Here is a 20,821-nt window from a genome sequence, read left to right on the forward strand (position 1 = left end):
CCGCCCATTTTGCCATAACGGCAAAGTTGTTTGCGGTACTCAGCGCATGATCGGACCATGGACGCATGACTGAATACACGCATTCAAGCCACCGTGATCCCTTCTATGACGTCATTATCGTCGGCGGCGGTGCCGCAGGCCTCAGTGCAGCCCAGATGCTGGGCCGCAGCCGCCGGTCCGTGGCCGTGGTGGACAGCGGCGATCCGCGCAACGCTCCCGCGCACGGCGTCCACGGCTTCCTCTCCCGTGACGGGATCAGCCCCGCAGCCCTGCTGGCCGCCGGACGTGCCGAGGTGGAGGGCTACGGCGGGGTGATCCTCCACGGAGAGGCAATTGCCGCCAGCGGCGACGTGCGGCAGGGCTTTGGGATAACGCTCGACGACGGGAGGCAGATCCGCGGCCGGCGGCTCCTGGTTGCCACCGGCCTGGTGGACGAACTGCCGGACATTCCCGGCTTGCGGGAGCGGTGGGGCAAGGACGTGCTGCACTGCCCGTTCTGCCACGGCTGGGAGGTGCAGGACCAGGCGATCGGCGTCTTGGGCAACGGGCCGTGGTCCGTGCACCAGGCCCTGCTGTTCCGGCAGTGGAGCAGCAACATCACCCTGTTCCTCAACGAGCGCACCAACGCTTCGGAACCGGAACTCGAACAACTGGCAGCGCGGGGCGTCAGGGTGGTTGCCGGCGCCGTGGAAACCCTCCAGGTGGAAGGCGACGCCCTGCGCGGGGTGGCACTGGCAGGCGGTCCGGAGGTTGCCCTTGACGCCCTGGTGGTGGGTGCACGGACCTCCGCCCGGGTCCAGGCATTTACCGGCCTTGGCCTGTCCCCGTCACCGCACCCCCTGGGAATCGGCGACTACCTTGAGACGGCTGCCGACGGCGCCACTGCGGTTCCCGGCGTCTGGGGCGCGGGCAACGTCACGGACATGAAGGCGCAGGTGCTGGCGTCGGCCGCATCAGCCGCATGGACCGCCGTCGCCATCAACAACCATCTGATGGCGGAGGAAATGGAACGGGACCTCGCCACCTACCGGGAGTCGCAGGCCCTTACCGGTGTTTGAAAGCCGGCTGGCGCTTCTCCGTGAACGCCGCCATGCCTTCCTTCTGGTCCTCGGTGGCAAACAGGGAGTGGAAGAGCCGGCGCTCGAACAGGACGCCCTGCGCGAGCCCGGTTTCGAAGGCGGCGTTCACGGCTTCCTTAGCCGCCATGGCCACCGGCTTGGACTTGGATGCGATGACCTCCGCGGCTTTGAGGGCTTCCGCCACCACGTCCTCGGCGGGGACAACCCGGGACACCAGGCCGCTGCGTTCGGCCTCTTCGGCACCGATGAACCTGCCCGTCAGGATCAGGTCCATGGCTTTGGCCTTGCCCACGGCACGGGTCAGGCGCTGCGACCCGCCCATCCCGGGCAGCACCCCCAGGTTGATCTCGGGCTGGCCGAACTTGGCGTTGTCGCCGGCGATGATGAGATCGCACATCATCGCCAGCTCGCAGCCGCCGCCCAGGGCAAACCCCGATACGGCGGCGATGGTGGGGATGCGCAGCCGGGTGAGGTCCTCCCATCCGCGGAACCAGTCGGCCGCGTACATGTCCATGTAGCCCTGGGCCGCCATCTCGTTGATGTCGGCTCCGGCGGCGAAGGCCTTGCCCGATCCGGTAATCACCACGGCCCCCACTCCGGGGTCCGAATCCATCGCTGTGACGGCGCCGACCAATTCCTCCATGGTGGCCTTGTTCAGCGCATTCAGCGCCTGCGGCCGGTTGAGGGTGACCAGCCCCACCCGCCCCTGCTGCTCCACCAGGATGTTGGCGTACTCCGTCATTCGGGACTCCCGTCGTCGTGCGCTGTTGGTGCCTTTTTCATTGCTGTGCCGGACCCGGCGGTGTTTGGTGGCGCAGCCGCGCCTGCTGCCGCCGGTGCTCCGGCGGCGGATTTTGCCCGGATGTCGGTGATGATCGCCGAGAAGTCCCGGCCGGCACCGCCTTCCGCGGCAAAAGTATCGTAGATCTCGGCTGCCAGCTGCCCCATCCGCCCGGTGACGCCGGTGCTGCGCAGGGCGTTGACGGCAAGGTTGAGGTCCTTGGCCATCAGCGCGCCGGCGAACCCGGGCTGGTAGTCGCGGTTGGCCGGACTGGTGGGGACAGGGCCGGGGACGGGGCAGTTGGTGGTCAATGCCCAGCATTGCCCGGAGGCCGCCGATGCAACGTCGAAGAGCGCCTGGTGGCTGAGTCCCAGCTTCTCCCCCAGGACGAAGGCCTCGCTGACGGCGATCATCGATACGCCAAGGATGAGGTTGTTGCAGACCTTGGCCGCCTGGCCGGCGCCGTGGGCACCGCAATGCACCACCCGTTTGCCCATCACCTCCAACAGGGGCCGGACAGCCTCGAAGTCCGCCTCCTCCGCGCCCACCATGAAGGTGAGGGTTCCCGCCTCGGCTCCCACCACGCCACCGGAAACGGGGGCATCAACGGAGCGGTGTCCTGCCTCGACTGCCAGCCGGGCCGCCTCGCGTGCCTCGTCAACGTTGATGGTTGAGCAGTCCAGGAACATGGTCCCCGGGGCAGCTGCCGCCAACAGGCCGGGCCGGCCACCGGTCCCGCGGTATGCGTCGAGCACCTGCTGGCCGCTCTGGAACATGGTCAGCACCACGTCGGCACCGGCGAGCGTCTCGGTGGCGCCGGCTGCCACCGGAATCTGCCTTGCCCGGGCGGCCTCCAGCGCGGCAGGCACCACGTCGTAGCCGGCCACGGCGTGCCCTGCCGTGACCAGGTTCGCGGCCATGGGAATGCCCATGTGTCCCAGGCCCAGGAACGCCACGGTGTACTTGTCAGGCATGGTCCGTCTCCTTTAACTTCAGGTTTGCCGCTGTGCCCCTGTCCAACGCTGTGCCAAGGTCCAGTTCCCCGCCGTCCAGCGGCTGGAAGAAACGGGCCACATGCTCCGGGAGTACCTCGCCGAGTGTGGGCGGCTGCCAGCGCGGAGTACGGTCTTTGTCCACCACCTGGGCGCGGATGCCCTCCCGGAAGTCAGGGCCGGAGAGGAAGCGCAGGCCCACGCGGTATTCCTCGGCGAGGGCCTCATCCAGCGTCAGGCCCCGGGCCCGGCGCACCGATTCCAGCGCCACTTTGACCGAGGTTGGCGATTTTGCCTCAATCGCGTCCGCGGCCTGCTTCGCCTCCGCCGAGCCGTGGCCCTGCCAGGTACGGAGCCGGCGGACAATGTCCCCGGCATCGGGTTCCGCATAGCAGGCGTCAATCCACTCCCGCTGGCCCGCCAGGGCGGAGGGCGGAGCGTCCCCGGCCCAGCGTCCGACGGCGGCTTCCGGGCTTTCGCTTTCGAGCGATGCCACCAGGTGGGGCAGACGGGTGGACGGGACGTAATGGTCGGCAAGGCCCAGGTACAGGGCGTCCGGTCCGTCCAGGTGCGCTCCTGTCAGCGCCGCGTGGGTTCCCGTCTCCCCCGGCGCGCGGGCGAGCAGGAAGGTCCCGCCGACGTCGGGGGCGAAGCCAATGGTGGTTTCGGGCATCCCTGTCCTGGTCCGCTCGGTGACCACGCGGACGGAGCCGTGGGCGGAAATGCCCACCCCGCCGCCAAGGACGAGGCCGTCCATGAGGGCAACGTACGGCTTGGGGTAGCGCGCTATCAGGGAGTTCATCCGGTACTCGGCCTGCCAGAAGTCCGCGGTCCGCTTGCCGCCGTGCGGAATGTCCTCATAGATGGCCACGATGTCCCCGCCTGCGCAGAGGCCCCGCTCTCCGGCGCCCTGGACCAGGACGGTGGCCACGCCGTCGTCGTCCGCCCACGCAGTGAGCTGATGCAGGATCATGCCCACCATGCCGGCGGTGAGTGCGTTGACTGCCCGCGGCCTGTTCAGGGTGATCACCGCCAGCGGGCCCCGCCGCTCGAACAGCACCTCCGGTCCGTCTGGCGCACGTTCCGTCATCAGCTTCCTTCCGGCATGATGAAGCTGGATCCCTGCCGGATTCCGGAGGGCCAGCGTGTGGTGACGGTCTTTGTCTTGGTATAGAACCGGAAGGCGTCCGCGCCGTGCTGGTTCAGGTCGCCGAAGCCGGACGCCTTCCAGCCGCCAAAGGTGTAGTAGGCCAGTGGCACGGGGATGGGAACATTGATGCCCACCATGCCGACGTCCACGCGGGTGGCGAAGTCCCGGGCAGCGTCGCCGTCGCGGGTGAAGATGGCGACGCCATTGCCGTACGGGTTGTCAGTGCAGAGCCGCAGCGCTTCCTCGTAGCCGGACGCGCGGACCACGCTCAGGACGGGCCCGAAAATCTCTTCGCGGTACACCGTCATATCCGGGGTGACATGGTCGAAGAGCGTGGGGCCCACCCAAAAGCCGTCCTCGTAGCCTTCCACAGTGAATCTGCGGCCGTCGGCCAGGAGGGTGGCGCCCTCGTCCACGCCCGCCCCGATGTAGCCCTCGATGCGTTCCTTGGCAGCGGCTGACACCACGGGGCCGAAGTCCGAGTCCGGCGCCATGCTGGAGCCCACCCGGAGTTCCTTGACCCGTTCCTGCAGTTTTTCCACCAGCCGGTCCGCGGTCTCCCGGCCTACCGGGACTGCCACGGAGATGGCCATGCAGCGTTCGCCGGCGGAGCCGTAACCGGAACCGATCAGGGCATCCGCGGCCTGGTCCAGGTCCGCATCGGGCATGACCACCATGTGATTCTTGGCTCCGCCGAAGCACTGGGCCCGTTTCCCGTGCGCGGCCGCCGTCGCATAGATGTACCGGGCAATGGGGGTGGAACCAACAAAGCCGACCGCCTTGATCCGCGGGTCCTCGAGGATGGCGTCCACGGCTTCCTTGTCCCCGTTGACCACGCTGAACACGCCGTCCGGCACGCCCGCCTCGCTGTAGAGTTCCGCCAGCCGGAGCGGTACCGAGGGGTCCCGCTCAGAGGGTTTGAGGATGAAGGCGTTGCCCGCCGCCAGGGCCGGGCCGGACTTCCACAGGGGAATCATGGCCGGGAAATTGAACGGCGTTATGCCGGCCACGACGCCGAGCGGCTGGCGGAGCGAATGGATGTCGATCCCGGCCCCGGCGTCACTGGAAAACTCGCCCTTGACCAGGTGGGGAGCTCCGGCGGCGAACTCCACCACTTCCAGGCCGCGCTGGATATCCCCCTTGGAGTCGGCAAGGGTTTTGCCATGCTCGGCGGACAGCAGCCGCGCCAGCTCGTCCATCTGCGAGTTCACCAGGTCCACGAACTTCAGGAGGATCCTGGCCCGCCGCTGGGGGTTCATTGCCGACCACGCAGGCTGCGCCTTCCCGGCGGCGGCTATGGCGTCCTGCACCTCATCCCGGCCCGCCAGCGGAACCCTGGCTTGGACGCGGCCGGTGCAGGGGTCGAAGACATCCCCGAACCGTCCGGACCTCCCCTCCGCATGCCGGCCTCCGACGTAATGGGACAGCTCGCGCACCATGGCTGATGCTCCTTCGCAATGTTCCGGTTTTTGTGGCCCAGGTCATCTCTGGTTGCGAATATACTCGGACTTCCAACTAAGTTCCATTAGCCGGACACCCGCCCGCGGGTACTTCGGAACGCCCCGCCCTGCTTTACCTGCTGCAGTGCAGCCACGGTAAGTTAGGAACTGTGAAGATAGCTACCTGGAATGTAAATTCGCTCCGTGCCCGCGCAGACCGCGTCGAAGCCTGGCTTCAGCGCAGCGACTGCGACGTCCTGGCCATCCAGGAGACCAAGTGCAAGGACGATAACTTCCCGTGGGAACTGTTTGAGCGGATGGGCTACGAGGTGGCCCACTTCGGTGTGAACCAGTGGAACGGCGTGGCCATCGCATCCCGGGTGGGCCTGGAGGACGTCGAACGGACCTTCCTTGACCAGCCCTCGTTCGGCAAGGCCGGCAAGGACCCCGTGCAGGAGGCCCGGGCCATGGCGGCCACCTGCGCCGGCATCCGGATCTGGAGCCTGTACGTTCCCAACGGCCGGTCGCTGGATGACGAGCACATGCCCTACAAACTCAAATGGCTGGAGAGCCTCAAAACGCACGCGCAGGGGCTGGTCGCCGAGAACCCGCAGGCCCAGGTGGCTTTGATGGGCGACTGGAACATCGCGCCGTTCGATGAGGACGTCTGGGACATCGACCTGTTCGTGAACAACCGCTACACCCATGTCAGCCCACCGGAGCGTGCCGCTTTCCACGCCTTCGAATCCGCCGGCTTCACCGATGTGGTGCGCCCCTACACTCCCGGCCCCGGCGTATACACCTACTGGGACTACACCCAGCTGCGCTTCCCCAAGCGGGAAGGCATGCGCATCGACTTCGTCCTCGCCTCCCCCGCGCTGGCCAGCCGGGTTACCGGTGCCTCCATTGACCGCGAGGAACGCAAGGGCAAGGGCGCTTCGGACCACGCCCCCGTGCTGGTGGAACTGGCGGACTGATGACGGCCACCTGGACCCAGATAAGGAGACCGCGATGACGGGAAACCTCTACCGGGGCCAGGCAGGCCTGCCTTTTTCCTCCACGTTGCGGGTCTACGAACCGCTGGACGCGTTCCCGGAAGAGCAGCGCGCCGCGATCCAGGCGGCTGGTGCACGCACAGCCTCGCGTGCCGCCGTCGAAAACGCCGAACTGCTCGCCTCGCTGGGGCGCATCACCCGCTCAGGCGGGGACCCGTTTCCCACCGGACGCACCGACCTGGTGCGGGTCACCACGGCCCCGGCTCCCCAGGGCGGAGCGGCCGACGACGGCGCTGACGCCGAGCCGGTGCTGCTGTACTGTCCCAGCCAGCTGGTCCTCCGTGCAGGCCTGGCGGCCAACGCCCTGATGGAGGGAATCCACGGCCCGCTTGCGGAGCTGCTGATCCCCGAGGAACAGCGGGACAAGCACCAGGAACGGATCGACCAGGTCAAGGCCCGCGACGGTTCCATCCGGGTGCATACCCGGGCGTCAACCTGGGGGATCCCGTTCAGCTGGTTTTCGCTGTTCATGGAGTCGGACCACAAGGACGTGGTGGAGGCAGCCGGCCGCATCCTCACGGTCCGGGTGTGGGCATCGATCACCGACGCCCTGGAACGTGCCCGTTACGCGGTTGCCAACCTTGCCCTGGCGGCCCCGGACCTGGACATGCTGGACGACCTGGCCCAGCTCACCGAGTGGCTGGAGCAGTTCCATGTGGAATCGATGGTGGAGCTGGACTACGGTGCCGTGGCGGACAAGGTGTATCCGGACGATTCCCCCATGGACATCCGGCTGGGTATCGAATGCCTCGCGGAGGGCGACATGACCGGAGCTGCGGCAGCCTACCGGCGCCTGGCCTCCCGCTGGATCCCCATCCGGCAGTTGGCACGCGCATCCTGACCTTCGTCACGTCCCGGAATGAGCCCTTGTCAGGACGCCGAAATCATGCGGCGGAACGCTTGGCCGGGGGCGGCGCGGTGGTCCGCCGGACGATGAGTTCATGCGGTGCGACGGCGGACTGCACCGACCCCACCTCGCCGTCCAGTTCGTCAAGGAGCATCTTGGTGGCCAGCTCAGCCTGTTCGTCAGGCCGCTGCCCCACGGTGGTCAGCCCCATGGCGTCGGCAAAATCGTGATTGTCGATCCCCACGACTGACAGGTCCTCCGGCACGCGGACGCCGATGCGTTGGGCCTCGAAGATGACGCCCATGGCCATCTCGTCGGAGGCGCAGAAGATGGCTGTGGGTTTGGCACCGGGACGTGCCCACAGCCGGCGGAAGGCCTCCTGCCCGCTGCGGACCGTGAAGTCGCCCCATTCGTCCCACTCCGGGCGGGTGGGCAGTCCGGCGGACGTCATAACATCCTTGAAGGCGAGGATCCGGACCCTGGGAACGTCGAAGTTCAGGTCCGTCTCGTCGTCGCCGTGGAGCAGTGCGATGTCGCGGTGGCCCAGGTCGATCAGGTGCCGCACGGCCGTGGAGGCGGCGGCGTAGTCGTCAATGCCGACGTAGGCGCACTCCTCGACGTGTCCGCCCACCACCACCAGCGGAATGTCGATTTTCTGCAGGTGGTCCAGCTCTTCATGGGTCAGCGCCATACAGAGGACCAGCAGGGCGTCAATCTGCTTGTAGACCATGGTTTTGCTGAAGAGCCGCTCCCGGTTGCTGCCGTGGCCGCCGAGGTTGAACAGGGAGAGGTTGTATTGCCGGGCGTGGAGTTCCCGGTCCGCCCCCTCAATGGCTTTCGAAAAGAACCAGCGGCTGACGAACGGGGCCAGCACGCCAATGGTCTTGGTGCGGCCGGTGGCGAGCCCGGATGCGGAGGATGAGGCCACATAGCCCAGGTTGCCGGCTACCTCAAGGATTCGTTCGCGGGTGGCCGGCGACACGCGGGGCAGGCCACGGACGGCCCGGGACACTGTGGCAGTCGAGACACCGGCAGCTGCCGCAACGTCCTCGATGCTGACTCCCGTGTGGCCGCCCCTTTGGGATCTTTCTGTTGTGCGTGCCACCGTGTGTCCCCTCAATAACTCCATGCAGCGTGAAGCTGCCGCTCGCCCTGCTGCCCCCGAGCCTTCGTATTTTCGCACTCCCCGGCCACTCGACGTTAAACCGTGACTGGCTGGCCTTCCCCCGGCTACCTGCGTTCGGGGAGCTTCCGGCGCAAACGGACCATGCCGTACAGCGCCAGGAGCGTGGCCAGCAGCCCCAGGGCCCAGCCGAGTGCGGGCTGCGCAGTCACTTCCATCCAGACGGTGACCACCAGCAGGACCAGGGCCCAAAAACCAAGGAACCCGATGATGATGTCAAAGTCCTCGCCGGACCGGACGCGCCTGCGGTCGCTTCCCGCCCCCGTGGAGCGGGAGCGGGAAGCATCGCCTGTCACTTGACTGCACCCGCCGTCAGGCCGGCCACAATCTTGCGCTGGAACACAAGCACCAGGATCACCAGCGGAATGGTGACGATGGTGCCCGCAGCCATGATGGCCGTGTATGGAATCTGGTTGGGCTGTGCCCCGGCAAAGCTGGCGATGGCAACCGTCACCGGTTGCGTGGCCTCGTTGGACAGCTGGCTGGCGATCAGGAACTCGTTCCAGGAGGAAATGAACGCCAGGATCGCCGTCGTGAAGATTGCTGGCGCGGCCAGCGGCATGATCACCTTACGGAACGCCTGGCCCTGGGTGCAGCCATCGACGCGCGCCGATTCCTCAAGCTCCCACGGCATCTCGCGGAAGAAGGAAGTCAGCGTATAGACGGTCAGCGGCAGGACGAAGGAGATGTTAGGGATGATCAGCGCCTGGTAAGTACCCATCCAGCCAATGTTGGTGAACAGCTGGAACAGCGGGGTGATGAGTGCAACGCCCGGGAACATGGAAGCGCCCAGGATGAAGCCCAGCACCAGGAACTTGAACCGGAAGTTCAACCGGGCCAGCGCATAAGCGGCGAAGACACCAATGAGCAGCGAGATCGCAGTCACCATGACGCCGATGAAAACGCTGTTAAGCAGCGCCTGGCCGAATCTGTTGCCGAACGAGGTATCGAACGCGGTGGTGAAGTTGTCCAGTGTTACATGTGTTGGCCAAGGCGTGGTGTCGTAGGTGAAACCCACTTCGCGGAAGGCCGTCACCACCATCCAGTAAGCCGGTGCAAGGCACCAGATCAGGATGACTGCAGCACTGATGTACGTCCGGGCACTTGCCCACTTCTCCCGGTTCTGCGCAATCTTGCGGCCTCTGTCCTGCTGCGTCCGCAGATCAGTGGAGGCGGTTGAGGTTGTCATTTCTTCCCCTTACCGGTTGCTCCGCTTTGCTCCACGACGTTGGCTCCAAGGAAGCGGACGAAGATAAACGCCACCAGGAAGATGATCAGGAACGTGATGGTGGACAATGCGGCTGCCGAGTTGAAGCCTTGCCTGATCTGGTTGATCACCAGGATGGACAGCGTGGTGGTGTTGTTGGCACCCTGCGTGAGGATGTAGGGAAGGTCGAACATACGCAGCGCGTCAAGGGTGCGGAACAGGATGGCCACCATCAGGGCTGGCTTCACCAAGGGAAGCGTAATGAGCTTGAACCGTTGCCAGGCACTGGCGCCGTCCACCTTTGCGGCCTCGTAAACATCCGCCGGAATCATCTGGAGACCCGCCAGAATCAACAGCGCCATGAACGGTGTGGTCTTCCAGGTGTCAGCAATGATGACTGCCCATTTGGCCGGCCATTCACTGCCCGTCCAGAGGATGGAGGCGTTGAACAGCTTGTTGACGATGCCGTTGAAGTCGAACATGAACAGCCACAGCTGGGCGGTTACGGCGGTGGGGATGGCCCACGGCACCAGCACGGCCGCGCGGACCAGGCTACGGCCCTTGAAGGTCCTGGCCATGATCATCGCCATCCAGAAACCAAGGATTGTTTCAAAGGTGACGGTGATGACCGTGAAAAGGAACGTGGTCCCGGTAGCGGTCCAGAACTGGCCACCCAAGGTGCCGGGGGGGCAGGCGACAGTGCCGCCGCCGGGAGCGGCACATTGCTGGCCCAGCCAGTTCACATAGTTCTGGATGCCCGCAGGGCCACCTGCGGTGAACAAACCGGTGGCCGGGTCCAGGCCTGCGTCCTTCTGGAAAGACATCACGATAGCGCTGATGATCGGATAAACGATCACAATGGCCAACGCGATGATGGTAGGGGCAAGCAGCCACGTGGCCCACTTGCCCTGGCTCAAAATCTGGTTGTCTTCTCCGACGCCCTTGGGTCCATGATGGACCGGGGCGCCGCCCGACGCCGGCTTGGTTGCCGGCGTCGGGCCTAGTTCGGTTGCCATGATTGAGCTACGATCCTGCGCCGGCGGACTCGATGGACTTCTGCATGTCGGACAGCGCGTCCTTAGCGGACTTTTCACCCTTCAGGGCGGCGTAGGCATTCTCCTGGATAGCCTGGGTGACGGCCGGGTAGAACGGGGTGACCGGACGCGGTACGGCGTTCTCGATGGAGGTCTTCAGGACTGGCAGGTACGGCAGCTTGGCAACAAGTTCCTGGTCTTCATAAAGATCGGCAAGGACCGGAGCGAGCGAACCCTGGGTGGCGAAGAACTTCTGCTGCTCTTCCTCGACCAGGAACTTCACGAAGTCACGGGCCGTGGCCTTGTTCTTTGAGTAGACGCTGATGGCGGCATTGTGTCCGCCAAGCGAAGAAGCGCCGGGGCCATCCTCACCCGGAAGTGCAGCCATACCCAGCACGTCCTTCACCTGTGAGGAACCTTCGGTAGTGGCCAGGTTGTAGACGTAAGGCCAGTTCCGGAGGAACAGCAGCTTGCCTTCCTGGAACGCACGGCGGCTCTCCTCTTCCTGGTACGTGATGGCTTCGGCGGGGATGTTGCCGTTTTCAAAAGCCTCCACCAGGTTGTTCAGCCCTTTCTCGGCATCGTCCGTGGTCAGGCTCGGCTTGCCGTCGTCATCCAGGACGGAACCGCCGGCGGAGTTGATTGCTTCGGAAGCGTTGACCGTGAGGCCTTCGTACTGTTTGAACTGGCCCGCGTAGCAGCCGATGTTGTTTTCCTTGGCGATGGAGCACATCCCCATCATTTCGTCCCAGGTCTTGGGAGCTTCCGGAACAAGGTCCTTGCGGTAGTACAGGATGCCACCGTCAGAGGATACGGGGGCGGTGTAGAGCTTGTCCTGGTAGGAGCCTGCTTCGATGGTGGGCTCAAGCATGCCGTCCGTTTCGATGGCCATGTCACCTTCCAACGGCTGGAGCCAGCCACGGGCGGCGAATTCTGCAGTCCAGACAACATCGACGCTGACGACGTCATAGTTTTCGTTCTTCGCCTGGAAGTTCTGGACCAGGTCGTCGTGCTGCTGGTCTGCCTGGTCTGTCTGCTCCTTGAACGTCACCTGCTCATCCGGATGCGCAGCATTCCACTTCTCGAGGAGCGGGCGGACCACATTGCTGTTGTCCTTGCCCTGGACGTAGGTGATGGGACCCCGGCCCTCGAGGTTGGCTTCAGCGTCGCCGCCACCAGTCGTGCCACCCCCGCCACCGCCCGCACACGCGGACAGGGTCAGGGCCAGGACACCGGCAGTGGCGGCCGGAAGAAGGAATCTAGGGGTTTTCATTGGCTTGAAGCTCCTCGCTGAGTGACAAGTAAGTCGGCAGTGCGCTTGCTAGGTGAGGTTGATGTGGTGACTGTCACACTAGTAAGGTTGCTGCGTGCAATGCAAGCGTTTACATCAAAAAGTTATCTGAGGGGAACCAAATGTCCAACCTGGCCGTTCCCGCCTTCGGTCACACCCGGCCGGAATGGTGGGCAGATGCCGTCGTCTACCAGATCTACCCGCGTTCCTTCGCAGATGGAAACGGGGACGGCATGGGTGACCTGCGCGGTGTGATGGAACACCTGCCGTATCTTGAGAAGCTGGGAGTGGACGCCGTCTGGCTGTCCCCCTTCTATAAGTCGCCGCAGGCCGACGGCGGGTACGACGTGGCGGACTACCGGCAGGTGGACCCGTTGTTCGGGTCCCTCGACGACTTCGATGCAATGTTGCAGGATGCTCACAGCCGGGGCCTGAAGGTCATCGTGGACCTGGTTCCCAACCACACCTCCGATGAGCACGCATGGTTCCAGGAGGCCCTCAAGGCGGCGCCCGGCTCCCCCGAGCGGGACCGCTATATCTTCCGCCCCGGCAAGGACAGCGTGCCGGGATCCAGGGACGGCAACCGCGCACCCAACAACTGGAAGTCGATCTTCGGCGGGCCGGCGTGGAGCCGCGTGGCCGGGCCGGACGGTTCGCCCGGCGAATGGTATCTCCACCTGTTCGACACCAGGCAGCCCGACCTCAACTGGGAGAACCCCGAGGTCCACGAGGAGATGCGTTCCGTCCTCCGGTTCTGGCTGGACCGCGGCGTGGACGGTTTCAGGGTGGACGTTGCGCACGGCATGGTCAAGGAAAAGGGCCTTCCCGACTGGGACGGCGCGGCGGCCATGGTGGAAGGAACGCACAGCCTGACGCTGCCGCCTGGTGATGCACCGGGGGCACATACCGACGTCGAGGAACCGCACCGTGCCGTCTCCCCGGTCTACCCGCCGTCGCCCTTCTTCGACCAGGAGGGCGTGCACGACATCTACCGTGACTGGCACCGGGTGCTGGCGGAGTACGGCAGCGACCGGATGATGGTGGCCGAAGCATGGGTGGAACCGGCGGAACGGCTGGCCCGCTACGTGCGGCCGGATGAGATGCAGCAGGCTTTCAATTTCGATTTCCTTCTGGCGGGCTGGGATGCCGAGCGCATGGCGGCCGCCATCGAGGCGTCCCTGGCGGCCGCCGCCTCAGTGGGGGCACCGTGCACCTGGGTGCTGAGCAATCATGACACCGTCCGGCACCCTACCCGGTTCGGGCTTTCCGACCCCACTACTTTTCCCAAGGGCCTGGCCGCGGATGATGAGCAGCCAGACTCCGCCCTGGGACTGGCCCGCGCCCGGGCCGCAACGCTGGTTTCCCTGGCGCTGCCCGGTTCCGCCTACCTGTACCAGGGCGAGGAACTGGGGCTGCCGGAACACACTACGCTTCCGGCCGGCGCCAGGCAGGACCCCACATTCTTCCGGACGAACGGTGCTGAAATTGGCCGGGACGGCTGCCGGGTGCCGCTGCCCTGGGCCGCCGACCTGCCCGGTTACGGCTTCTCGTCCGCGCACAGCCAGGCACGGCCATGGCTTCCGCAGCCGGACAGTTTCGGCCCCCTCGCGGCTGACCAGCAGGAGGGAGAGGAGGGCTCAACCCTGGAGTTCTACAAGGCTGCCCTTGCCTTCCGCTCCGGGCGCAGGCTGGGCCTGGGCACCCTGGAGTGGGATGATATCCACGCTCCGGACGCCGGGCTGCTGGCGTTCCGCAACGGGGATGTCCTGGTCCTCGCAAACATGGGATTCGCATCCGCTCCCATGCCGGCGGGATACCGGGTGGCGCTGGCCAGCGGACCTGTTCCCGCCGAAGAGCTGGCTGCTGTGCGGGAGGTTCCGGTCGACTGCGCTGTCTACCTGGAGCGGGAGTAGGGTGATCAGCGGACGCGCTCGGCACGGCCGAAGCGCGTCCGTGCCCCCGCCCCGATATGGACGAGGACCGGTGTTTCCTTGCCGACAACCGTTTCGAGCGCCGCGAGCAGGCCGGTGACCTCGGCTGCCAGCAGGTGCGGCGCGACGCCCTGGCGCGGCAGCAGCCGGACTTTCAACGCGGGTGAGCCCTTGACGTCATAGGTTGCTACCGTGGAACCGGCAAGGTCCGGACGCCCTGCCAGCGCATGCTTGAGGGCCTGTTCCACCACTCCCCCGCCGATGCGGACGTCACCGGGAACATCGCCCGGATCGTATTCGGCGGCCAACAGGTTGGACCGGCCCTTGCCCTGCTGGGCGATCCAGGCCACCATCAGCCCGATCATCAGCAGCAGGACCAGGGCCACCACAATCCAGAGCCAGCTTTCGGTGCGCCCCGGGAACCTGGTGGCGTTGAAGACCTGGTTGATCCCGGCCCAGATCCCCGGGGACCAGGACTGCCACCAGGCGGCCACGGGCGGGACGGTTGCCAGCAGCATCAGCAGGACGCCGACGGCAAGGAGCACCAGCCCCAGGACAGTGAGGAGGATCCGGTTGAGGAGGCTTGGCGTGCTGTTCATGCCCCAATCACTCCCGTCGGCGTTACATGGACCCGGACTTCGGGCGACGGCTCCAGCCCCATCTGGTCCAGCTCGTCCTGGACGGCGGCGAGGACTGTCCCATCGTCCACCGGCACGCCGGACGTGGGCCTGACATTCACCATGACCTGGCGCTGCGAAACAACCACCATCACCTGCTCCGGCGCCACGTTTGCCGCCAGCCGGGCACGGCGGGCAAGCGATGAGGCGATCACTTCATCGTCAACCACGACGACGGGGCCTCCGGAAGCCTGTCCGGCAGCTGAGAGGAGGTGCCGCGCCCGCCGCCCCGGGAGTATCCCGTTAAGCAGGAAGATAAGGCCGGCCATCGCAAGGACCGCGCCGACGGCGCCGAGCAGCAGCGGCGAAATCCCGGCGGGAAGCTCCACGATGCGTTGCGCAGCCACTTGCGGCTCGATAAGCCAGGCAGGCTGGCCGATAGCGTGCACCGCTGCTTCCAGGAGTCCGTAGGCCGCCAGCACAATGACCAGCACGGCAGCGACGATGGCCACCGCGGCGCGCGTGGAGTGCGTTTCGCGGTAGGCCACGCGGCGCATGTCCAGGCCCCGCCCCTCGTCGCGGCGGCCCTCCTCACCCCGGGACCGCCCGGCCGCGGCGTCCACCCTGCTGCTCACCGGACCCGGCCTCCTTCACTGATCTTTGCGCCGCTGATGCGGATGTCCACCCTGCTCAACCTGGCACCGCTGAGCTCCGTAACGGTCTCCAGGATGCGGGACTTGGCCTGGACCGTCCGGTCCCAGATGGAACCGCCGAACCTCTCCACCCGCGCCGGATCCAGGACGACTGTCTTTAGAGGCGGGATGCTGATGGGCGTGACAAGGGACAAAGCCAACTGGCCGTCGTCGTCCGTCCAGTCTGCCCGGACGTCCTGGGCGTCAACGTCAAACGCCGCTGCAGCCGCCGCCTTGGCAAGGCTCGTCAGCGCCTGCGTGCTGATGCGGTTGTGGCCACTGAGCACCTGTGCCCGCATCGCCGGGGCGGGCGTGCTCATGATGATGAGCGCCGGCCGATGATGGCATCGAGGACGCCGCGGAGGTCCAGCTTCCCCTCGGCGGCGCGGCCCAGGAGTGCCCCGATGGCCATGAACAGCAGGGATACCAGGAACCCCCATAGCCCGAACTGGAGGGACATGAAGGCCACGAAGGCGCCCATGGCGGCACCGGCCAGTGTCAGGCTCACAGCAGTGCCTCCCTTTCAGTGGTTACGGTGGCCGGCTTAACGGGAGGCGGTACGTAGACATCGGTGACCTCGACGTTCACCTCGATGACCTGGAGCCCCACCAGTTCCTCCACCGCCCGGTAGACGGCGGCGCGCACCTGGTTGGCGAGGGCATGCAGCGGCGTGCCGTAACTCGCCACGAGGCTGATATCCACTGCTACCTGGGTTTCTCCCACCTCGGCACGGACCCCGGCCGCATGGTCGGAGCTGCCTACGGCGTCCCGGATGGCCCCCAGGGCGCGGGACGGGACCGTGCCCAGGGAGTAGACGCCGGGAACAGCGCGGGCGGCGATCCCTGCCACCTTGGCCACGGCGGTTTCCGAAATCACGGTCCGTCCCAGCCCGGGCGCCGGGACAGGAACCGGCGCGGCGCCGCTGCGGATGCCCGGCTCGGGTTGTGGGTTCTGGTATTCCATCAGGCACTCCCCCTTCTGTTGATCCAACCCTATCCCTAGCCTGCGGTGCTGCGCTGTTAACTGGGGGACAGTAGTTAAAGGACCCAGGCGGGGATGCCCCCAAGAGCATCCCCGCCCTGGGCGGTGCCGCTGAAGCAGCGGCGTTTGGGTTTGTGCCGCGGCCTACTTGTAGTGGCCCTGGCCGCCCACCTTGACGTTGGTGGGCAGGTAACCGAAGGGGCCAAGGCCGTTCTGGCCGAAGCTGCGGTCAACCTGGGAGATACCGTTCTTGAAGTTGATCTTCACCGTCGGCGACAGGGATCCGCCGCGGACGCCGTTGACGTTGTCGATGAACGACTGCACCAGGCCACCGGGCTGCACGTAGTGCGAGTAAGCCTGGAACTGGCGGCCGTTCTGGTTGGGGGTGGGCGCCTCCGGGGACTCGGACGGGAGGTTCAGGTCAGTCGGTGAACCCAGGGCCAGGCCGCTGTTGTTCATCGGCTGGTAGTCGGAACGGACACCGTCGCCCACGAAGCCGTAGACGCCGTCAGGGCCGCGCATGCCTGCCGCGTAGGTGAACTGGTGGCTGATGGTGAACAGGTAGTACTTGTTCTTGCCGTTTTCGTTCTGGATGAAGATCTGGGGGCGCTCAGTCTGGTCATTGACGCAGTTTGCGGACAGGATTGGCGGCAGGAAGGACCACTTGGTCAAGTCCTTGTTGTCCGCCACGGCCAGGCCCACGTTGGCGGTCTGGTAGTAGGCGCCGGTGCTGTTGACTTCATTCAGGTTTTCGGCGTTGGGGTCTCCTGGCTGGTAGCCGAGGTCTTCCTGCTTGCAGCGGTATTCCCCACGGGTGCCGCCGGTGTTGCCTTCGAAGACCATGAAGGTCTTGCCGGGGTGTGCCGGGTCCGCGAAGGTGTACGGATCGCGGAAGGCGAAGCCGGGGTTCTGTTCCTTGGTCTGGTACATCTTGCCGTCCGGTTCAAGCAGCTTGGTGTGCTGGAACCCGTCGAAAGTGACGCCGTTCTCGTCTGCGTGGATCTTGCCCAGGGCCTTGGCGATTGCCGCGTCCGGGGCAATCCCGCCGCGGCCCGCGTTCCGCTCAGCCACGTCGTAGAACGTTGTTGCCGTATAGAACACGTTGACGTGGTTGCCCTGCATCAGGCGGGTGGAGCCGGACCACTCGGTATTGCCGATCGAGGCGCCGTCAGCGAAGACGTGGCCGCCGTAGTTCCACTTGTCCTTGGCCGGGTCGGCGTTGGTCTTGCGGAAGAAATAGCCGATCCGGGCGTTCCAGTGGCGCTGGTCGAAGCCGTACCCGGCGTGGCGATCGGCCACGAGGGAGAAGATGACGTCCCAGCCCTTGTAGCTGATCTGGTTCGAGTGCTCGTCCGTGAGGGACCAGGTGTCCCAGACCCAGACGTCGTCATTCATGGTGGGGAAATCCTCGGGGATCTCCGGCATGGTGACATCGGGGCTCATGGAGTTCTCACCCGGAGCCACGGTGGAATCGCTCTGCGCCATGATCTGCTTGGCGTCCGCGCGGGTCCACTTGGAGGTGAAGTCCGACGCCGGATCGTGGGCCTGCTGGGTGTGTTCCGTGGGGAGAGGGAACCCCGGGGTGGGTGCCGGCATCTGCTCGGCGGCCGGCGGATCGGCAGGCTCGTTGGCCTGCGCCGACGGGACGGCAAGGAAGGTCGAGGCAGCCACGGCTGTTGCCAGTGCTGCGGCGGCGGACCGCCACCGCAGCATCCGGGGTGCTTGGGGGTGCTTGTGCATTTTTGCTCTTCTCGCGGAGTTGAAACTGTTCGTGGAAGACGGGCGGATGCCCTGGTCCCCCGCACTCCGGCGAGCCCCGACAACTTGGCAGGCGTCATCGAGGACGCCGTCGTGTCGAGGGGCGGGACGTGGGTGGTGTCCCAGATGCGGCCCGTGGTGATACCGGGGATATCCGGGCCGGTCTCCACGCTAGGCAGGCCTTTCACGGCATTTCAAACCGTGTTTCGCGGCGTCGAAAACCGGATTCCGCCCAGTTGTGCAAGCGCTTACACTTTCCACTGCGCGCGCGTGACATATCGCTGGTAAGCCGTCAAATGTTACTTATGACCGCCAATTTATTTCGAGCTGGTCCTGCACTGGCCTAGTATTCGTGAGCGCAGCCACACTCCGACTCGTGCGAACCCGGACAAGGGGAGCCTGGCCGGACACGGTCGCGGAACCGGCCAGGCCAGGGGGCCGGGGCTATGTCTTGGGAGTTCCCGGTGCCTTTACTTGCGGAACCTCGCCGGTAGCCAAACGCTCGGTCAACTGCGCCTGGACGGCCTCGCTGACCTGGTCCGCCAGGTGCTCCTGGTAATGCTCCTGCACGGATTCCTGAATCTGTTCAGCAACGTGCTCCTGGTAATGCTCCTGTACGGAATCGTGCATGGAATCCTGGACCTGCTCGGTGACGTGGGCGGTCATCTGGTCCCGGGCCAACTTGCGTTGCGCGCGCATCAGGGTCTGATGTTCCCGGTGGAAGGCCTTGGCCGTGGAGATGCTCATCAGGATGATCACCACGCTGAAGGGCACGGCGGTGAGGATGGCCGCGGTTTGGATCGCCTGCAGGCCATTGGCCAGGAGCAGGGTAATGGCAACGGCAGCGGCCGACAGCGCCCAGAAGACGCGCAGCCAGTTCTTCGGTTCCACGTCTCCACCGGTTGAGATCATGCCCATGACAAGGGCGCCGGAATCCGCCGATGTAATGAAGAAAATGGCGATCAGGAGAATTGCGCCTAAGGTGAGGACAACCCCGCCGGGAAGGCTTCCCAGCAGGTTGAACAGCGCACCCTCGGTGTCCACGCTGCCGTCGTCGCCGATAAGGCCTCCGGCACCGAACAGCTCCCGGTGGATGGCGGCACCGCCAAGGACGGAGAACCACAGGAAGCCCAGGGCGGTGGGTACCAGGAGGACGCCTGCGACGAACTGCCGGACGGTGCGGCCTTTGGAAATGCGGGCGATGAAGATACCCACGAACGGCGCCCACGAAATCCACCAGCCCCAGTAAAAGGTGGTCCAGGCGGCCTGCCAAGCCTCACCCTCTGCACCGGAGAAAGCCAAAGTATTGAAAGTTAGGCCCACGACGTTCTGGAAGTAGTGCCCGATTGACTGCACGAACTCACGCATCAGGAAAAGTGTGGGGCCGGTAAACAGCACAACCAGCATCAGCAGCCCAGCCAGGACCAGGTTGGTGTTGGAGAGCCATTTCATGCCCCTGCCCACGCCCGACACGACCGAAATGATGGTCAGGGTAATGATGCAGAGGATCAACCCGATCTGCGTCATGGTCGTGGCCTGGAGGATGTTTGCCTCTTCAAGGCCTGCCGAGATCTGCAGGACGCCCAGGCCGAGCGACGTGGCGACGCCGAACAGCGTCCCCACCAGGGCCACGATGTCGATCAGGTTGCCCCACGCGCCGGCAACGCGCCTGCGGCCCAGGAGCGTCTCAAGCGTCCACCGGATGGAGATGGGGCGGTTCCTGCGGTGTACTGCGTAGGCGATGGATACGCCCACCACAACGTAGATGGCCCAGGCATGAAGGCCCCAGTGAAGGTAGGTTTGCGTCATGGCCTGCTGGGCGAGCTCCAGTGGGGAGCCTTCAACACCGGGCCTGGGAGCGGCAAAATGATTCAGGGGCTCCGCTACACCGAAGAAGACAAGGCCAATGCCCATGCCCGCCGCGAAGAGCAGCGCAAACCAGGACATCACGGAGAACTCTGGCTCGTCGTCATCGTGGCCCAGCTTGATATCGCCGTAGCGGCTGAGGCCGATCCACAGGGAAAACACAACGAAAAGCGCAACGGCTGCCACGTAGTACCAGCCAAACCATCTGATGACGTTGCCCTGGACGGATGCGAAGAGGTCGGTGGCGGCCGCCGGAAAGATCGTGGCAAACAGGACAAATATGACGATGACGGCGGCTGCCGGCCAGAAGACCCACCGCGCCAGTTTCGAGCCGCCGGCACGGGGTTGATGCCCCGCCTCCTCCTTCACGGCCGGCGGTGTTTGGCTGATGGTCCTGGTGCCAGGTGAGGCGGACATTCCCTGTTTCTCCTTATGCGCTGTATGGCGCTCAGACTAGTGTTCTCTGTGCTGGCGCCGCGTGTCCGCGGCGGTGCATTACGGCATCAAAAGAGGCTCAGGGCCGGAGAAGCGCTGGCCCCGGGGTATTGATGCCGGGATCGAGACGTGCCTGGTGCGGGCCTTACAACTGTAGGCCCGGAAAATAAGAAAAGCACCAGTTCCGAAGAACTGATGCTTCCCAGTGGTGGCTCCGACCGGCGTCGATCCGGTGACCTTTCGATTTTCAGTCGAACGCTCTACCAACTGAGCTACAGAGCCTAGGTGACTAGTCACCATGAGAGCCGGAATTGCTTCCAACAATCAGAGCGACCCTGACGGGACTTGAACCCGCGACCTCCGCCGTGACAGGGCGGCGCGCTAACCAACTGCGCTACAGGGCCTTGCTTTTCTTGCTTTTGCAGTATCTCTACCGCTTTTTTCAAGGCTTCCAGCCTACCAGACTTTTTTAGTCTGCTTGAC

The 20,821-nt window shown here is 65.3% G+C and carries 20 protein-coding genes and 2 tRNA genes; 4 read left to right on the forward strand and 18 right to left on the reverse strand.

Going from position 1 to position 20,821, the window contains the following annotated elements:
• Positions 1 to 65 precede the first annotated feature (65 nt).
• On the forward strand, positions 66 to 1,058 hold the full coding sequence (locus tag AC5RUO_RS14640) for an NAD(P)/FAD-dependent oxidoreductase (RefSeq protein ID WP_494103907.1): 993 nt from the start codon (positions 66 to 68) through the stop codon (positions 1,056 to 1,058).
• Here AC5RUO_RS14640 and AC5RUO_RS14645 read toward each other — a convergent pair.
• From AC5RUO_RS14645 to AC5RUO_RS14660, 4 genes are read right to left on the reverse strand one after another with little or no spacing between them, the layout of a single operon-like run.
• The gene (locus AC5RUO_RS14645; RefSeq protein ID WP_494103908.1) at positions 1,045 to 1,821 is read right to left on the reverse strand and encodes an enoyl-CoA hydratase; all 777 of its coding nucleotides are present in this window, start codon (positions 1,819 to 1,821) and stop codon (positions 1,045 to 1,047) included. The genes AC5RUO_RS14640 and AC5RUO_RS14645 overlap by 14 nt on opposite strands.
• On the reverse strand, positions 1,818 to 2,834 hold the full coding sequence (gene mmsB / locus AC5RUO_RS14650) for a 3-hydroxyisobutyrate dehydrogenase (RefSeq protein ID WP_494103909.1): 1,017 nt from the start codon (positions 2,832 to 2,834) through the stop codon (positions 1,818 to 1,820). The genes AC5RUO_RS14645 and mmsB overlap by 4 nt, the downstream gene beginning before the upstream one ends.
• Complete coding sequence (locus tag AC5RUO_RS14655) at positions 2,827 to 3,942, reverse strand: enoyl-CoA hydratase/isomerase family protein (protein WP_494103910.1); 1,116 nt, start codon at positions 3,940 to 3,942, stop codon at positions 2,827 to 2,829. The genes mmsB and AC5RUO_RS14655 overlap by 8 nt, the downstream gene beginning before the upstream one ends.
• Positions 3,942 to 5,441: a CoA-acylating methylmalonate-semialdehyde dehydrogenase gene (locus tag AC5RUO_RS14660; protein ID WP_494103911.1), complete on the reverse strand. Its 1,500-nt coding sequence runs from the start codon at positions 5,439 to 5,441 to the stop codon at positions 3,942 to 3,944. The genes AC5RUO_RS14655 and AC5RUO_RS14660 overlap by 1 nt, the downstream gene beginning before the upstream one ends.
• A 170-nt stretch (positions 5,442 to 5,611) precedes the next feature.
• Between AC5RUO_RS14660 and AC5RUO_RS14665 the strand changes: the two genes are divergently transcribed.
• Both AC5RUO_RS14665 and AC5RUO_RS14670 read left to right on the forward strand, forming a co-directional pair.
• The gene (locus AC5RUO_RS14665; RefSeq protein ID WP_494010904.1) at positions 5,612 to 6,418 is read left to right on the forward strand and encodes an exodeoxyribonuclease III; all 807 of its coding nucleotides are present in this window, start codon (positions 5,612 to 5,614) and stop codon (positions 6,416 to 6,418) included.
• 34 nt (positions 6,419 to 6,452) lie between these two features.
• Complete coding sequence (locus AC5RUO_RS14670; protein ID WP_494010905.1) at positions 6,453 to 7,337, forward strand: DUF8083 family protein; 885 nt, start codon at positions 6,453 to 6,455, stop codon at positions 7,335 to 7,337.
• A 43-nt stretch (positions 7,338 to 7,380) separates the two neighbouring features.
• On the opposite strand, the gene AC5RUO_RS14675 is transcribed toward AC5RUO_RS14670, so the two are convergent.
• From AC5RUO_RS14675 to AC5RUO_RS14695, 5 genes are all read right to left on the reverse strand, one after another.
• Positions 7,381 to 8,448: a LacI family DNA-binding transcriptional regulator gene (locus AC5RUO_RS14675; protein ID WP_494010906.1), complete on the reverse strand. Its 1,068-nt coding sequence runs from the start codon at positions 8,446 to 8,448 to the stop codon at positions 7,381 to 7,383.
• 125 nt (positions 8,449 to 8,573) lie between these two features.
• Positions 8,574 to 8,822, reverse strand: a complete 249-nt coding sequence (locus tag AC5RUO_RS14680; RefSeq protein WP_494010907.1) for a hypothetical protein — start codon at positions 8,820 to 8,822, stop codon at positions 8,574 to 8,576.
• The gene (locus AC5RUO_RS14685) at positions 8,819 to 9,715 is read right to left on the reverse strand and encodes a carbohydrate ABC transporter permease (RefSeq protein WP_494010908.1); all 897 of its coding nucleotides are present in this window, start codon (positions 9,713 to 9,715) and stop codon (positions 8,819 to 8,821) included. Before AC5RUO_RS14685 ends, AC5RUO_RS14680 begins: the two co-directional genes overlap by 4 nt.
• Positions 9,712 to 10,749: a carbohydrate ABC transporter permease gene (locus AC5RUO_RS14690; protein WP_494010909.1), complete on the reverse strand. Its 1,038-nt coding sequence runs from the start codon at positions 10,747 to 10,749 to the stop codon at positions 9,712 to 9,714. The genes AC5RUO_RS14685 and AC5RUO_RS14690 overlap by 4 nt, the downstream gene beginning before the upstream one ends.
• Positions 10,750 to 10,756: 7 nt before the next feature.
• Positions 10,757 to 12,040: an ABC transporter substrate-binding protein gene (locus AC5RUO_RS14695; RefSeq protein ID WP_494010910.1), complete on the reverse strand. Its 1,284-nt coding sequence runs from the start codon at positions 12,038 to 12,040 to the stop codon at positions 10,757 to 10,759.
• Positions 12,041 to 12,180: 140 nt separating this feature from the next.
• Here AC5RUO_RS14695 and AC5RUO_RS14700 point away from each other — a divergent pair, with 140 nt between their 5' ends.
• Entirely contained in the window at positions 12,181 to 13,971 is a 1,791-nt protein-coding gene (locus AC5RUO_RS14700) for a glycoside hydrolase family 13 protein (protein WP_494103912.1), read from the forward strand.
• Positions 13,972 to 13,976: 5 nt separating this feature from the next.
• Here AC5RUO_RS14700 and AC5RUO_RS14705 read toward each other — a convergent pair whose 3' ends face one another.
• The 9 genes from AC5RUO_RS14705 to AC5RUO_RS14745 all read right to left on the reverse strand — a co-directional run bounded on the left by AC5RUO_RS14705 (position 13,977) and on the right by AC5RUO_RS14745 (position 20,742).
• Positions 13,977 to 14,588: a hypothetical protein gene (locus AC5RUO_RS14705; protein ID WP_494010912.1), complete on the reverse strand. Its 612-nt coding sequence runs from the start codon at positions 14,586 to 14,588 to the stop codon at positions 13,977 to 13,979.
• Positions 14,585 to 15,241, reverse strand: a complete 657-nt coding sequence (locus AC5RUO_RS14710; RefSeq protein ID WP_494010913.1) for a hypothetical protein — start codon at positions 15,239 to 15,241, stop codon at positions 14,585 to 14,587. Before AC5RUO_RS14710 ends, AC5RUO_RS14705 begins: the two co-directional genes overlap by 4 nt.
• Positions 15,238 to 15,618, reverse strand: a complete 381-nt coding sequence (locus tag AC5RUO_RS14715) for a hypothetical protein (RefSeq protein WP_494010914.1) — start codon at positions 15,616 to 15,618, stop codon at positions 15,238 to 15,240. The genes AC5RUO_RS14710 and AC5RUO_RS14715 overlap by 4 nt, the downstream gene beginning before the upstream one ends.
• Positions 15,615 to 15,806 (reverse strand): hypothetical protein, encoded by a 192-nt coding sequence (locus tag AC5RUO_RS14720; protein ID WP_494010915.1) that lies wholly within the window; start codon positions 15,804 to 15,806, stop codon positions 15,615 to 15,617. The genes AC5RUO_RS14715 and AC5RUO_RS14720 overlap by 4 nt, the downstream gene beginning before the upstream one ends.
• Positions 15,803 to 16,261, reverse strand: a complete 459-nt coding sequence (locus tag AC5RUO_RS14725) for an Asp23/Gls24 family envelope stress response protein (protein WP_494103913.1) — start codon at positions 16,259 to 16,261, stop codon at positions 15,803 to 15,805. Before AC5RUO_RS14725 ends, AC5RUO_RS14720 begins: the two co-directional genes overlap by 4 nt.
• 162 nt (positions 16,262 to 16,423) lie before the next feature.
• Positions 16,424 to 18,019 (reverse strand): glycoside hydrolase family 68 protein, encoded by a 1,596-nt coding sequence (locus AC5RUO_RS14730; protein ID WP_494010917.1) that lies wholly within the window; start codon positions 18,017 to 18,019, stop codon positions 16,424 to 16,426.
• A 462-nt stretch (positions 18,020 to 18,481) separates the two neighbouring features.
• Positions 18,482 to 20,320: a BCCT family transporter gene (locus tag AC5RUO_RS14735; protein ID WP_494103914.1), complete on the reverse strand. Its 1,839-nt coding sequence runs from the start codon at positions 20,318 to 20,320 to the stop codon at positions 18,482 to 18,484.
• Between the two features lie 224 nt (positions 20,321 to 20,544).
• Positions 20,545 to 20,620 (reverse strand) — tRNA-Phe (locus AC5RUO_RS14740).
• Between the two features lie 48 nt (positions 20,621 to 20,668).
• Positions 20,669 to 20,742, reverse strand: a tRNA-Asp gene (locus AC5RUO_RS14745).
• Positions 20,743 to 20,821: the final 79 nt, after the last annotated feature.

It is taken from the genome of Arthrobacter sp. Y3221087, from assembly GCF_059089905.1.

Coding starts and splice junctions, on each gene's coding strand:
- AC5RUO_RS14640 (WP_494103907.1), top strand. CDS start 66: ATGACTGAATACACGCATTCAAGCCACCGTGATCCCTTCTATGACGTC.
- AC5RUO_RS14730 (WP_494010917.1), bottom strand. CDS start 18,019: ATGCACAAGCACCCCCAAGCACCCCGGATGCTGCGGTGGCGGTCCGCC.
- AC5RUO_RS14735 (WP_494103914.1), bottom strand. CDS start 20,320: ATGTCCGCCTCACCTGGCACCAGGACCATCAGCCAAACACCGCCGGCC.
- AC5RUO_RS14725 (WP_494103913.1), bottom strand. CDS start 16,261: ATGGAATACCAGAACCCACAACCCGAGCCGGGCATCCGCAGCGGCGCC.
- AC5RUO_RS14715 (WP_494010914.1), bottom strand. CDS start 15,618: ATGAGCACGCCCGCCCCGGCGATGCGGGCACAGGTGCTCAGTGGCCAC.
- AC5RUO_RS14645 (WP_494103908.1), bottom strand. CDS start 1,821: ATGACGGAGTACGCCAACATCCTGGTGGAGCAGCAGGGGCGGGTGGGG.
- AC5RUO_RS14705 (WP_494010912.1), bottom strand. CDS start 14,588: ATGAACAGCACGCCAAGCCTCCTCAACCGGATCCTCCTCACTGTCCTG.
- AC5RUO_RS14685 (WP_494010908.1), bottom strand. CDS start 9,715: ATGACAACCTCAACCGCCTCCACTGATCTGCGGACGCAGCAGGACAGA.
- AC5RUO_RS14695 (WP_494010910.1), bottom strand. CDS start 12,040: ATGAAAACCCCTAGATTCCTTCTTCCGGCCGCCACTGCCGGTGTCCTG.
- AC5RUO_RS14700 (WP_494103912.1), top strand. CDS start 12,181: ATGTCCAACCTGGCCGTTCCCGCCTTCGGTCACACCCGGCCGGAATGG.
- AC5RUO_RS14690 (WP_494010909.1), bottom strand. CDS start 10,749: ATGGCAACCGAACTAGGCCCGACGCCGGCAACCAAGCCGGCGTCGGGC.
- mmsB (WP_494103909.1), bottom strand. CDS start 2,834: ATGCCTGACAAGTACACCGTGGCGTTCCTGGGCCTGGGACACATGGGC.
- AC5RUO_RS14660 (WP_494103911.1), bottom strand. CDS start 5,441: ATGGTGCGCGAGCTGTCCCATTACGTCGGAGGCCGGCATGCGGAGGGG.
- AC5RUO_RS14670 (WP_494010905.1), top strand. CDS start 6,453: ATGACGGGAAACCTCTACCGGGGCCAGGCAGGCCTGCCTTTTTCCTCC.
- AC5RUO_RS14655 (WP_494103910.1), bottom strand. CDS start 3,942: ATGACGGAACGTGCGCCAGACGGACCGGAGGTGCTGTTCGAGCGGCGG.